Below are 13185 nucleotides of genomic sequence, written 5' to 3'. Positions count from 1 at the left end.
GGAGTAGCCGCTGTTGCCGGTGGGGCCGCCTCCGCCCGTTCCGCTGGTGGGCGGTGCCGAAGGGGGAGGGTTGGCTCCCGGGTTCGGCGCTGGGTTGGGATTGACGTTCCCCTTGGCCATGAGCGGCGATTCTCCAGAACTGCATCAGAACAAGGCGGGATCGCAGGATCCCGGCTGTTGGCTGGACTTACTCTGTCGGCCGGACGGACCGCTCGTGCGCGATGGTCGGACGCAGGGGCTCGGCCGCGGCACCGCCGGCTGCCTCGTACCCGACCGTCTGCTGCAGCGGCTCGCTCGCCATGAGCGGGTTGACGCTCTCGTACGCGGCCTCGGCGTCGACGCGGGAGTAGACCTCACGCGGCTGCGACGGCTCGAGAGCGTCGTAGGCGTGCGACATCTGCGTGCGCGCGAGCGGCTCGTAACCGGACGAGGCCTGCAGCGGCTCGGACGGGGTGTCCGGGCTCGTGTAGACCTCACGCGCCTGCATCGGCTGGACGTCGTGGACCGGGGTCCCCGAGGTCATGCCGACGCCCGACACCATCGTGGAGTCGGAGGCCATCGCACGCGAGAACGCCACGGGAGCGTCAGGAGCCTCGACCCGGGAGAACGCCATAGGAGCCTGAACGGCTTCGGCCCGCTGGAACGCCATCGGGGCCTGAACCGCCTCGGCGCGCTGCAGCGGCTGCATCGGCTCCGCGGCGACCATGGCCGTACGTGCCTGCAACGGCTGCATCGGCTCTGCCGCGACCATGGCCGTACGTGCCTGCAACGGCTGCATCGGCTCTGCCGCGACCATGGCCGTACGTGCCTGCAACGGCTGCATCGGCTCCGCGGCGTCCATCGCGCGGACGGCCTGCATCGGCTGCAGCGGCTCGGAAGCCAACCGCTTCGAGGCGTACACGGGCTCGCCCGCCTCGGTCGGCCTGAGGGGCGCGTTCGGGAGCGTCGCCTGCGCGTACCCGTCCGGCTGGACGGTGCCGATGCGGGCGTTCGCGAGCGTGCCCTGCGCGGTGCCGTCCGGCATGACGGTGCCGACACGGGCGTTGGCCAGCGTCGCGGTCGCGGTGCCGGTCGTGTCCGAGGCGGTCTTGCCGTCGGTGGCGCCGGGAGGGGTGTTGCCACCGCCCCTGTTCGCCATCGCCTCGTCGATCTTGTCGTCGACACCCTTCTGGGCCTTGTAGCCCTCGTAGGTGATCTCGGCGACGTCGGCGGAGTTCTCGAAGCGCTCCCAGCCCTTGCTGACCTTCTTCATGATGTCGTCGAGGTCGCCGATGCGCTTCATCTGACGGCCCAGGGCCGCGACGACGCGGGCGACGCGGGACGCGATGTTGACGCCCAGCGCGACGGCCTTGCCGACCGCGAAGCCACCGAAGACCGCGATCGAGGTGCCGAACGTCGGGATCATCATGGCGGCCGCGATGAGCGCGCCGGCGATCAGCGAACCGATCAGCTGGGCGATCAGGTCGCGGACGATGTCGCGCAGGACGGTGACGAGCATGCCCATGATCGCGACGATCTTGGCCTTGGACTCGACGGCGTTCGCGAGGTCGTCGAGCTCGTGGCTCATGTTGTCCATGGACGCCTTGAAGCGCTCGGACGACGCGCCCGTCCAGCCGTCGAACGTCGCGAGACCGCTCTTGTGGTCCTCGGCCAGCACCCGCAGCTCGGCCGCACGGGCCTTGTTGGCCTCGACGTTGGCCTGGATCTCCTCCGGGTTGCCCATCAGCTGGTTCAGGGCGTCACGCAGGAACGAGACGTGCTCGATCAGCCAGCCGACACCGGCGCCGATGATGCTGCCGAGCGGGTCGATCGCGAACATCACCGTGGCCGAGGCCGCGCCGATGGCGTTGAACGTGATGTCGAGAGCCTTCTCGGTCTCGGACTCCGCGTCCTTGCTGATGCCGTCGATCAGGGAGCCGTAGGCCTCGATGAACAGCGAGCCCTTGAGCTTGTTCTCCTCGGTGATCTTCATCCCGGGAGGAGACGGGAGTGGAGTTTCAGGCGCGGTCATCGCTGTTCCTTACCAGGGGTTGTCGTCGTCGTCATCGTCGTCGTCCGCAGGGCGCCGGCCGCGAACCGGTGCGGGCTGCGGGGCCGCCGCCGCCGGTCGGCTGACCGGGGGAGCCGGAGCGGGTTCCGGCTCGTCGTCGACCTCGTCGTACGGGTCGGTGGTGTCCTCGTCGTCCTCGTCGTCCGGGATCGAGTCCGAGACCATCTGGTAGGCCTCGGTGCCCTCACCGAGGGGCTTGAAGAGCTCGAGGACGTGCTCGGCGGCCTGTTTCTGGGCCTTCCGAGCGGTCTCCAGGATCAGCGCGGTGAGCCGGGGGCCGCCCAGCTCGACCGCGCGGTGCCCCAGCTGCAGGTTCTGCAGGCCGCCGTTGGGGCCGACCGTCACCGTCACCGCGCCGTCCTTCGACGTCACGGTCGCGGAGGCCGCCGCGACGTTCTCCGTGAGGTTCTCCGACTTCTGCTTCAGGTCGGCCAACTTGGCCTCGTACTCTTCGACCCACTGATAAGGGTTCGCCTGGTTCACACGGTCCTCCGGCGGCGGCGGTTCAACTGCGGTTCGGCTGTGACGCGTCAGATCACGCGAGCACGGCGTTGATGCGGGTGGCGATGCGGTCGTTGTCGGTCGGCGAGACGCTCATCCAGCCGTCCGAGTTGACCATCAGATAACGGCCCTGGTGGGTGTCGAACCAGTTGATCACGACACCCGACCGCTGGCGGTCCTGGGTCACGCCGAACTGGCCGCCCGCGACGCGGTTGGACGCGAGCTCACCGAACTGCTTCGCGTCCTGGGGCGACAGGCCGGCCTGCTGCAGCGCCTCCTCGTCGTCCACCTTGCCGTCGCCGAAGAGGTCGTCGGAGTCGCTGGACTCCTCCGCCTCCTTCAGCGCGACCGCGTCCTGCAACGACTGGACGCGGACGTTCACCGCCGTGCCCGGACCGGGCACGGCGTCGGGAAGCACCTTGACGATCTCGCGGGCGATACCGGTCTCCCGGATCTCCAGCAGCCCCACCCGGTCGTCGTCGATGATCGCGAGCGCGGCGCGCTCACCGTTCGAGACGGCGAGCGCGCGCACGGTGCGGTCGAGACCGGCGACGGCGTCCACGGACACCTTGTGGTCGTCGAGCAGCCGCAGGAAGTCCTCGAGGCGCTGGTTGTCCACGAGACCGCGGGACCGCAGCTCGTCGAGCGTCCTCGTGACGAGCACGCGGCGTTCCTGCTCGGTCTCGCCCTCGTTCGGCACGTCCAGCGGGTACGGCACTCTGCCGAGCCGCAGGGCGTGCCACAGCACGTCGAACTCGCGCGGGGTGAGCAGGAACTCGGGCGTGATCACTGCGACTCGGTCCCCTTCTGCTTCTTGACCTTCGCGGCACCGATCACCGACGGGGGCAGGTTCTCACCGGGGACCTCGAACAGGTCGCCGCCCATGATGTAGCTGGCGGAACGGTGTTCCTTGTCGTCCTCGCCCTTGCCACCGGCTCCGGGAGCGCCACCCATCGGGGCACCCGCGCCCATGCCGGCACCGGCCGCCGAGGCGCCACCGGGACCCATGCCCATCGGCATGCCGCCACGGGCGCCCTGGACACCGGCCGCGCCACCGGACTGCATCGAGCCGCCGGCACCCGCGGTACCGCCGGCGCCACCGCCGAACGCGCCACCACCGGCACCGCCGCCGCCACCGCCCGCACCCATCTGCGGGGTGTACGGCATCGGGCCGCCCTTCATGCCCGCGCCACCGCCGCCGCCACCGCCACCGCCGCCTGCGCCACCACCGGCACCGCCGGGGCCGTTGTAGCCGGGTGCCGACGGGTTGTAGGCCGCGGGGCCGCCCTTGATGTTCTGCGGCGTGTAGTTCGGGTTCGAGATGTCCTTGCCGACGACCGGGACCTTCGGGACGTTCTGGTTCTGGCCTGTGTTCGACTTGCCGCCAGGACCCATCTGAGGCGTGTAGCCCGGTGCGGTCGGGGTGTAGGCGGCAGGACTGCCACCACCGCTGCCGCTGGTGTACGTGCTGCCCGTGTTGGCGGGGCTGTAACCAGGGGCGGTGGGCGTGTACGCCGCAGCGGTGTTCGTGTTCGTGTTGCCCATCTGCGGGGTGTAGCCACCCGCGCCACCACCGGCGCCACCGCCCGCACCGCCGCCTGCTCCACCGGGACCGGTGTAGCCGGGGGCCGACGGGTTGTACGCGGCCGCGGCGGGCTGGTTCACGCCACTGCCACCGCCCGCGCCACCACCGGCGCCGGTACCGGTCGTGCCGGTGCCGGACTGCTGGCCGGCCGGAGGGGCCGCCACCGCACCGGCGCTCGCCGCCTGGGTGGACATGAGGCCGTCGACGCCGCTGCTGAGCGCTTGGACGTTCGACTGCGGCATCGCCATGACGGGCTCTTCGACCATGCCGGTGTTCGGGTTGAACGGCGGCTTGAAGGCGGGAGTCGTCGAGTCGATCTGGCGGGAGTTGTTCTCCATGTTGGTCATCACGGAGACCGCCTGGTCGTGCGCGGCGCGCGACGCGGCGTTGGCCAGCGCGATGTCCGCCGACGCCAGCACGAAGGCAGGCGTACCCGGCTGGGACAGCGCGGCCGCGGCCTTGTTCCAGTCGAACTGGATGGGCGGGGGCATCTGCGCCCTGGCGGACTCCATGACCCGACCCTGGTCGGCGACCTTGTTCCCGACCTCGACGGCTGTCTTCGCGGTCTCGTCGACCCAGGTTCCGAGCTTCTTCATCGCGGCGCGGGCGGCCTCGGCGGCGTCACCCGTCCACTTGGACTCGGACGAGGTGATGACCGAGTTGATGACTCGGGACGCCTCGGTCAGCTCGTTGCCGTACTTGCTCCAGTCGGAGCTGATCTGGCCGGCTGCACCGGGGTCGTTGTTGTTGTGCACCGCGGCATACAGCTCTTGGTGCGATCGAGACGCCCAGTTCTGCGGATCCGTGAGGACCGGGACGTTCTCGACTTCGCTCGGGTCGGTCTCGGGGGGCATGACCGGCTCGCCTCTCTCACTCCGTTGGACCAGCTGGCCACAAGATCAGCTGTTACCCATGTGCTTCTTCAGTTCGGCCTGCTGTTCCTCGTCGAGCCTCTGGAAGTTCCCGATGGCCTCGACGATGGAGTTCTTCGTCTGCTCCAGAACCGTGCGGTACGCGGTCATGACGCTGACGAACGAGTACTGCTCACCCTCGGCGCGATGCGTGAACTTGTCGCGCATTTTGTCGCCGACGGGGTTCGCGCCAAGCGGCGCCGGGCGGGCGATGCTCGAGTTGGCGCGCTCGATCCACGAGTCGACCTGGTCGATCTGGGCCTGGAACTGCTTGCGGAGTTCCTCGCCCGCGGTCGGGTCGATCTGCACCTGACCCGAGCTGACGGTGTCGCCGAGCGGGACAGCCTTGTTGTCACCGACGATGTACATGCGGGCAGTATCGGGGGTGTTTTCGCGCATCGCTCACTTTGCCGCACGCGAGTTACCAATTGAGATCCGCGTTCACAATGCGTTGTGGCGGACCGAAACGGGCCACGACCAGGTGAACGTCGTGTAACGGACGTGATCGTTTGCCCTGGTTGTGGGAGCGCTCTCGGGAGCTGCCCGTTCGGACTCCCGATCTCTGTTCACATCCCTGGAACGGCCCTTGACGCAGGCCTGATGTGACCCAAATCACATGGGGAAATCTCTAGAATTTAGGGCGCTCTTGAGGTTGGTCACAGCCTGGTTCGCCCATCACCGGATCGGCTGAATCGGTCGACCCCGGACGAGAACGCGGGCGCACTCCGGAGAGTACGCCCGCGATGCCCGATTTGGATCATTCTTGTGCGATGGAACGCACCGCTCTCAGGCCAGCACCGCGTCGATCCTGGTCGCGATGCGGTCGTTGTCGGTGGGGGACAGGCTGAGCCACCCGTCGGAGCGCACCATCAGGTAGCGCCCCTGGTGGGTGTCGAACCAGTTGATGACCACGTCAGCGCGGTGCCGCCCGTGCGTGACGCCGAACTGGCCGCCGGCGACCCGGTTCTGCGCGAGCTCGTCCATCTGCCGCGCGTCCTGAGCCGACAACCCGGCCTTCAGCAACGCCTCCCGGTCGTCGAGCTCCTCGTCGGCCGCACCCCACGGATCCTCGGAGTCCTCCTCCTGCTCGGCCTCCTGCAACGCGACTGCCTGCTGCAACGTCTCCAGCCGCACCGACAGCGCGCTGCCCGGACCGGCCACGCCCTCCGGCAACACCCTGACGATCTCGCGGGCGAGCGCCGTGGGCCTGATCTCGGACAGCCCGACCTTCTCGCCGTCGATGACGGCCAGCACGGCCCCCGGCCCGTTGGCGGCGGCCAGCGCGCGAATGGTCCTGCCCACACCGGCGACGGCGTCCACGGACACCTCGTGGTCGCCGAGCAGCCGCAACAGGTCCTCCAGCCGCGCGTCGTCGCCGATGCCGCGCCGGCGCAGCTCCGCGATCGTCCTGTCCTGCAAGGTCTTGACGTCCTGCTCGGTCGCTCCTTCGCTGGGCACGTCGAGCGGGTACGGCATTCTGCCGAGCCGCAGCGTCTGCCACAGCACCTCGAACTCGCGGGTCGACAGCAAGTACTCGGGCGTGATCACGAGTGCTCGGAACCTTTCTGCTCTGCCTGCTTTGCGCGCAGTATCGGGCAGAATTGGGGCAGCCGTTCCCCATTGTGGGAATACGTACCCGGTTGAGACGAATGTTCACAATCAGTCGCGGGTGCCGGAATCGGGCGACTTCCGGGCGAAGGGTGCCGGCGGGAACGCTTGTTTCCGCAGGATCCGGGAGCGCTCTCAGCGGATGAACTGGGCGAACGTCGCCGGGGCGTTCACATGCCGCCGAGGTGGGTGTTCCGCCGGTCGGGTGTGAGCTAAATCACGTCTCATGGAAGACTTTTGAGGTGGAACGACCGTCTCGCGAGGGTAAGAGACTCCGGTCGAATTCCATTTCGGCCAGGGTGATTCCGCCGCCCTTTGAGGTTGTTCTCCCTGTGGCTTCAGTGTTGATCGAAGTCAGCTGTTTCAGCAGGACCGGCAGGCCGGTCGTGCTCGGCACCGTGCCCCCTCAGGTGTGAAGATCGACCCGTGACCGTCTCCCCGTGGGCGCCCCTGCGTCGCAGCGCTTTCCGCGCGCTGTGGCTCGCCCAGTTCGCCTCCAACATCGGCACGTGGGCGCAGACCGTCGGCGCCCAGTGGCTCATGGGTGACCTCGGCGGCAGCGCCCTGCAGGTCGCGCTCGTCCAGACCGCCACGACCCTGCCGGTGTTCCTGCTGGTCGTGCCGTCGGGTGCGCTGGGCGACATCCTCGACCGGCGGCAGGTGCTGATCGCCGGTCAGGCGTTGATGCTGCTCGGCGCCGGCGGGCTGATGGTGCTGGCGGGCACGGACAAGGCGACGCCGTCGGGCCTGCTCGGGTTGCTGGCGCTCATGGCGATCGGGCAGGCGTTGTCGATGCCGTCGTTCCAGGCGATCCAGCCGGAACTGGTGTCGCGCGAGGAGATTCCGCAGGCCGCGCTGCTCAACGGCGTCAACATGAACGTCGGGCGGGCGATCGGGCCCGCGCTGGGCGGGTTGCTGATCGCGGTGGCGGGGTCGGAGGCGACGTTCGCGTTCAACACGGTGAGCTTCTTCGGCGTGCTGATCGTGCTCACGCGGTGGAAGCGGCCGTCGGACCACCGGCCGCTCGGGACCGAGCACATCACGACGGCCATGCGGACGGGTGCGCGGTACGTGGCCAGTTCGCCGTTGTTCCGGCGGGTGCTCACGCGGCTGACGTTGTTCATCGTGTTCGGCAGCGGGTTGTGGGCGCTGCTGCCGGCCATCGCGCGCGGGCCGTTGCAGCTCGACGCCAGCGGGTACGGCGTGTTGCTCGGCAGCGTCGGGGCCGGGGCGATCGGCGGCGCGTTCGTGGTGCCGAAGTTGTTGCAGCGCATGAGCAAGAACGCGATGGTGCTGCTCGCGACGTTCGTCTACGCGGCGTCGACCAGCACGGCGGTGCTGACGCAGAGCTTCACGCTGGTGATCGTGGCGATGCTGCTGACAGGCGCCTGCTGGATCGCGACGCTGTCGACGTTCAACGCCACCGCGCAGGTGCTGTTGCCGGCGTGGACGCGAGCACGGGCGCTGGCCTACTACCAGCTGATCCTCATGGGCGGCCAGGCGCTCGGCGCGGTCGTGTGGGGTGTGATCGCGGACGCCTACAGCCTCAAGGTCGCCATGATCGCGCCCGCGGTGGCCATGGTCGTGCTGGCGCTCGCGGCGACGAGGTGGCTGCCGCTCAACGACCGGCCGCTCGACGTCAGCCCGGCGACGTACTGGGAGGAACCGCCGGAGATCACCGACACGGACGCGGGGCCGGTGCTCGTCACGGTGGAGTGGCCGGTGGCGCCGGAGAACGAGGACGAGTTCATCGACGCCATGCAACGCGTCGGCCGGGCGCGCAGGCGGACCGGGGCGACGATGTGGGGGCTGTTCCGCGACACCGAGCAGCCCGAGACGTTCCTGGAGACCTTCACCGTGGCGACGTGGCAGGAGCACCTGCGCCAGCACGTCGAACGCGGCACCGTCGTGGACCAGGAGAACCAGGACGCCGCACGCGCGCTGGCCAAGGGGCCCGCACACGTGCGGCACCTGCTGTTCGCGGAGCCGAAGAAGCCCGGCTAGGCGTTGTGGGCCTCGACCGTCACGCGGGGCTTTTCGGACGTGAGGGCGCGCTTGTGCCAGGACAGCGTGACCTCGCGGGACTCACCTGGCAGCAGCCACAGGTGGTTGTCGCTGTAGATCGTCGGCATCGCGCGGGCGCCCGTCCGCCGGTCGCCGTCGGACAGCCGCAGTCGCACCAGGTGCAACGGCGACGCGTGCGGGCTCACCTCGAACAGGCCGGACCTGGCTGACGGCCCGACCTCGACGTCGGCTGACTGCGTGCTCAGCACCGTTCTTGACAGGGAGTGGACCGTGGCCTCGACGCGGCCGCGCAGGATGCTGTTGGTGTGGTTGAGGACCGTCACGCGCCAACTGTCCGAAGAGGCCTGAACTTGGTGCGGTTCGCACGCCTTCTTCGCGCCGAAGTACGTACCGTTGACGTCCAGGTCGTAGTCGTAGGTCTGCCAGACGGTCGAGTACCACGCCGGGTGCGACATCCACAGCAGCAGCGCCGAGCCTCTCGTCGATCGCGGCCTGGTAGAGCTGCGGGCGCTGGTTGCCGTTGGTGCACCAGTCGTGCGCGTACCAGACGTCGCCGGTCGGCCACGCGGTCAGTTCGTCGAAGCCCCAGTTGCCGCCGCGGCAGAAGATCGGCACGCCGTTCACGCGGGTCTTCAGGGATCCTGCTGGTAGGCGACCTCGCGGATGCCGAAGTGCGTGGTCCGCCGGTCGCTCTCGGCGCCGGAGGCCACGACGGTCAGCGTCAGGTCGTGCAGGTGCGGGTCGCCGTAACCGTTGGGCCACCAGAGCTTCGGGTCGGCCAGGGTGTGCGTGCCGAGCGCGACCTCGGTCGTGCCCGGCGCCAGCGTGACGGCCTTGGCGAGCTGCACGCCCGAGAACGCCGCCTGCACCGTGACGGGCAGAACGGTGGTGCCGGTGTTGCGGACGGGCACGCTGATGGCGATGTCGGCGGTCCGGTGGTCGGCGGACAACGTTGTCACACCGCGGGGATCGCCGATGACCGCGTCACCGGTGGCGCGCAACCGGACGTGGTCCGAGATGCCGGTGCCACCGTCGCGCACGGCGGGCATCCAGTCCCAGCCCGAGATCGGCAGGTAGGTGGGGGAGTCGAGGTAGAGCCTTCAGTGCTGGGGTCAAGAGGACGAGCGAGACAGGACGACAAGGTTGTCGTGAGCGCTCCCATAGTGGCGCGCTATGAGCGGAAGGGATGATCGCGGGCCATCGGCCGGTGTGACGCTCTGGGGCACCTCGAACCCTGCGGAGGACACCCTGATGAGATCACTCGCCCTGGTGGTGGCGTTGTCGGCCGGACTGCTGGTGCCGGCGCACGCCACCGCGGACCCGGCACTGGGAACGGCTCCCGGCCACGCCGCGCCCACCACCTCACTCACCTCGCCGGACAGCCCCCTGCTGCCGCCCGCGATCGCCCGGACCATCCTGCACCCCGGGCCCGATTCCACCATCTACACGGCCACGGCCGCCGACTACCCGTCCGACCTGCGCGCCCTGACCCGCCTGCTCGACGGCTACACCAGCGCCGACGACGCGGCCGTGCACGCGGGCATGCTGCTGCTCTACTACGGCCACGCCCAGCCGGAGTTCCTCGCCGCGGTGCGCGCCGAGCCGGAGATCCTGCGGGCGCTGCGCCGGTTCGTGGTGGCACACCTGGACTTCTTCGGCACCGACAGGCAGTACCTGGTCCAGAACGCGACCCGCGAGCTCGGCAGGTTCCTGCAGCACAACGACATCGCCACGCGTGTCCGGCCGTTGCTCGCGGACCTCGCCTCACGCGGTGACGTCGTCGGCAGCCTCGCCCCGATGTGGGTGGGCGTCGCGGAGATGGTGGACTGGTACGACAAGGCGAACTGCCGCCGCTACGGCACCTGCGACTTCCGCGCGAAGATCGACCGCCGGGTGCTCACCGTCCGGCACACCTGCGGCGCCACGCTGAAGATCCGCGCCCAGCAGCTGACCAGGACCCAGCTGAGCCAGACCTGCGCGTCGCTCGCCGGCCAGGACGCGGCCTTCCACCGGGTCGTGCGCGACCCGGGACCCGTTGCGGGTGACCAGAACACGTCGCTGGAGGTCGTGGTCTTCAACACCGGCAACGACTACCGGACGTACGCCGGGGTGTTGTTCGACATCTCCACCAACAACGGCGGCATGTACCTCGAAGGCGACCCGGCGCTCAACCAGGCGCGGTTCATCGCGCACGAGGCCGACTGGCTGCCGGCGTTCGCGATCTGGAACCTCAACCACGAGTACACCCACTACCTCGACGGCCGGTTCGACATGCACGGCGACTTCGAGGAGAACATGACCACGCCGACGGTGTGGTGGATCGAGGGCTTCGCCGAGTACCTCTCCTACAGTTACCGCGGCGAGGTCTACGCCGACGCGCTGGCCGAGGCGAAGAAGCAGACCTACGCGCTGAGCACCTTGTTCGACACCACCTACGACCACGACGCCAAGCGGGTCTACAACTGGGGTTACCTGGCGGTCAGGTACCTCGTCGAGAAGCACCCGGCCGACGTCTCGGCGGTGCTCGCGGACTACCGGGCGGGGGACTGGGCCGGCGCCCGCGACCATCTGACCCGGGTGGTCGGCTCGCGCTACGACGCCGACTGGTACGCCTGGCTCGGCGCGCTCACGAGCTGATCAGGACGCCGAGGTGAGCGCCGCTCCCCGTTCCTCCCACCACGGCCGGAACACCGGACTGGCCAGCGCCTGGTCGGCGTAGGCACCCAGCACCTCGGAGAAGACGCGGCTGGCCTGGCTCCAGGTCAGCCGCTCCCGCCGCCACGCGAACACCAGCCGCATCCGCATCGGAGCCCCCGCCAGCGGGCGCACCGCCACGCCGGGACCACCCTGCGACGTCGGCTCGACCAGCTGCACCGCCTTGCCCGCCGCGATCAGCTGACGGCCCGCGCCGCTCGGCATCTCGAACCGGATCCGCGGCACGAACCCGGCCGCCCGGCAGGCCGCGCGCAACGCCGTCAGCGAACCGTCCTCGGCACCGGGCGGCCCGACCCACGACTCGCCTGCCAGGTCGGAGAGCTCGATCTCCTGTTTCGACGCGAGCCGGTGACCAGCGGGAATGGCGATGTACACCGGCACCCACGGCACGACGACCCGCTGCGCCACGCCTCGGGGCAGCCCCAGGTCGCCGTCCTCGTCCACGGCGATGACCGCCGCGTCGAGATGGCCGTTCGCCAACGCCAGCGCGAGCCCGGTCGAGGACGGGTCGACCACGAGGGTGATGTCGTCGAGCACCTCTTCCAGCCGGGCGTACAGCGGCGCCACGCACTCCATGTGCACCGACCCGAGCCGGACCGGACCGTCGCGTCCTGCCATGTCCGAGCCGAACGAGTCCAGCTCGACCAGCAGCAACCGGGCCCGTTGCAGCATCTGCGCGCCCAGCGGCGTGGGAACGGCGCCGGCCCGGCCGCGGTCGAAGAGCGAGCCGCCGACCAGGCGCTCCACCCGTTGCAGCAGGGTGGTGAGCGACGGCTGGGAGATGCCGAGCTGCGTCGCCGCGCGGGAGAGGCTGCCCGCGTCACCGATGGCGCAGATCGCCCGCAGGTGCCGGATCTCCAGTTCCATAGGGCCAGGCTATACGCGTCCCCGCGCTCAGCAGGAGTGGTCGAGCTGGGCCTCCGCCCGCGAGAACTCCAGGCGCGTGTCGCCGGAGCGCGGCAGCACGAACGCCGTCCCGTCGCGCTGGTTCCACTCCCTCGGCAGCAGGAGGCTCTGGCCGGCCGACTGCAGGACCAGGACCAGCCCGTCGTAGCGGAACCGGTACGCCGAGTCCGCCGCGGTGCACGCGGTCGCGGTGACGCCCGGCCCGCTGATCCCGATGTCCTTGGCGCTGAACACGACCGTCCTGGGCAGGGTGCCCAGGTTCGTCTGGTACTCGTACCCCCTGGCCGCCCCGACGGCCGCCGAGTAGTCGTTGACCGCCCAGAACAGGCCGATGCTCGCCAGCACGAACGTGAACGTCCACTGGATCACCGGCACGACCCCGGCGGCGCGCTTCCCGGACACCGTCGTGTGCAGGTGTTCCGCCACCGGGAACAGGATCACGCCCAGCGCCACGCACACCCCTGGCAGACCGGGCACGGCGTAGAGCAGCCGCGACGCCACGAGGCCCGTGAGCCCGAGCAGCAGGAGCACGAGACCCAGCGCCACCAGCACCGGGACGGCGCGCCGGGTCAGGGCGCGCCACGTCCTCGGCGCCAGTGCCGAGTGCAGGAACCGGTAGCCCCACAACGCCGTGAGCCCGGCCGCCGCCAGCACGGTCAGCGGCACGAACATGCCGTCCGAGCTGCGGATCAGGTAGTCCGGTGCGGTCAGGCCGAGCACGGAGTAGTGCACGCCGAACCACTGGCAGAAGTACGTCGCGTGCCGGGTGCCGAAGTAGAACAGCAGCGCGGTCAGCACGGTGGTCGGCGCGAGCAGCGAACCGAAGACCCGCAGCCCCTTCGACGGCGCCTCGTCCGTCGGCCTGGCGGTGGCCGGGCGCACGG

General features: G+C 69.7%; 12 protein-coding genes. 2 read left to right on the top strand and 10 right to left on the bottom strand.

Annotated elements, in window-relative coordinates:
• Nucleotides 1-187 precede the first annotated feature (187 nt).
• The 6 genes from ACSHWB_RS42660 to ACSHWB_RS42635 all read right to left on the bottom strand — a co-directional run bounded on the left by ACSHWB_RS42660 (nt 188) and on the right by ACSHWB_RS42635 (nt 6595).
• A complete protein-coding gene (locus tag ACSHWB_RS42660) occupies nt 188-1972 on the bottom strand; it encodes a hypothetical protein (protein ID WP_439659016.1) in 1785 nt (594 codons plus the stop codon).
• 48 nt (nt 1973-2020) lie between these two features.
• Nucleotides 2021-2533, bottom strand: coding sequence for a YbaB/EbfC family nucleoid-associated protein (locus tag ACSHWB_RS42655; RefSeq protein ID WP_439659015.1), 513 nt, complete (start codon nt 2531-2533; stop codon nt 2021-2023).
• A 52-nt stretch (nt 2534-2585) separates the two neighbouring features.
• The gene (locus ACSHWB_RS42650; protein WP_439659014.1) at nt 2586-3341 is read right to left on the bottom strand and encodes an ESX secretion-associated protein EspG; all 756 of its coding nucleotides are present in this window, start codon (nt 3339-3341) and stop codon (nt 2586-2588) included.
• Nucleotides 3338-4990 carry a PPE domain-containing protein gene (locus tag ACSHWB_RS42645; protein WP_439659013.1) on the bottom strand — a complete coding sequence of 551 codons (1653 nt, stop codon included), beginning with the start codon at nt 4988-4990 and terminating at the stop codon, nt 3338-3340. The genes ACSHWB_RS42650 and ACSHWB_RS42645 overlap by 4 nt, the downstream gene beginning before the upstream one ends.
• A gap of 45 nt (nt 4991-5035) precedes the next feature.
• Nucleotides 5036-5416, bottom strand: a complete 381-nt coding sequence (locus ACSHWB_RS42640; protein ID WP_439659012.1) for a hypothetical protein — start codon at nt 5414-5416, stop codon at nt 5036-5038.
• Nucleotides 5417-5833: 417 nt separating this feature from the next.
• On the bottom strand, nt 5834-6595 hold the full coding sequence (locus tag ACSHWB_RS42635; RefSeq protein ID WP_439659011.1) for an ESX secretion-associated protein EspG: 762 nt from the start codon (nt 6593-6595) through the stop codon (nt 5834-5836).
• Nucleotides 6596-7081: 486 nt separating this feature from the next.
• Here ACSHWB_RS42635 and ACSHWB_RS42630 point away from each other — a divergent pair, with 486 nt between their 5' ends.
• A complete protein-coding gene (locus ACSHWB_RS42630; protein ID WP_439659010.1) occupies nt 7082-8659 on the top strand; it encodes an MFS transporter in 1578 nt (525 codons plus the stop codon).
• Here the strand turns inward: ACSHWB_RS42630 and ACSHWB_RS42625 are convergent.
• Together ACSHWB_RS42625 and ACSHWB_RS42620 are read right to left on the bottom strand one after the other, a co-directional pair.
• Entirely contained in the window at nt 8656-9135 is a 480-nt protein-coding gene (locus ACSHWB_RS42625) for a hypothetical protein (protein ID WP_439659009.1), read from the bottom strand. The genes ACSHWB_RS42630 and ACSHWB_RS42625 overlap by 4 nt on opposite strands.
• 177 nt (nt 9136-9312) lie before the next feature.
• Nucleotides 9313-9729 carry a hypothetical protein gene (locus tag ACSHWB_RS42620; RefSeq protein ID WP_439659008.1) on the bottom strand — a complete coding sequence of 139 codons (417 nt, stop codon included), beginning with the start codon at nt 9727-9729 and terminating at the stop codon, nt 9313-9315.
• A gap of 202 nt (nt 9730-9931) precedes the next feature.
• On the opposite strand from ACSHWB_RS42620, the gene ACSHWB_RS42615 reads away from it, so the two are divergent.
• Entirely contained in the window at nt 9932-11317 is a 1386-nt protein-coding gene (locus ACSHWB_RS42615; RefSeq protein WP_439659007.1) for a collagenase, read from the top strand.
• Here the strand turns inward: ACSHWB_RS42615 and ACSHWB_RS42610 are convergent, their stop codons facing one another.
• Nucleotides 11318-12262: a LysR family transcriptional regulator gene (locus ACSHWB_RS42610; RefSeq protein ID WP_439659006.1), complete on the bottom strand. Its 945-nt coding sequence runs from the start codon at nt 12260-12262 to the stop codon at nt 11318-11320. It abuts the gene before it with no gap.
• 27 nt (nt 12263-12289) lie between these two features.
• Nucleotides 12290-13183 carry a hypothetical protein gene (locus ACSHWB_RS42605; RefSeq protein WP_439659005.1) on the bottom strand — a complete coding sequence of 298 codons (894 nt, stop codon included), beginning with the start codon at nt 13181-13183 and terminating at the stop codon, nt 12290-12292.
• Nucleotides 13184-13185: the final 2 nt, after the last annotated feature.

The organism is Lentzea sp. HUAS TT2 (assembly GCF_051853195.1).
GTDB lineage: Bacteria > Actinomycetota > Actinomycetes > Mycobacteriales > Pseudonocardiaceae > Lentzea.
The sequence above is the reverse complement of the archived record's forward strand: the minus strand, read 5'-3'. Positions and strand labels throughout refer to the sequence as shown.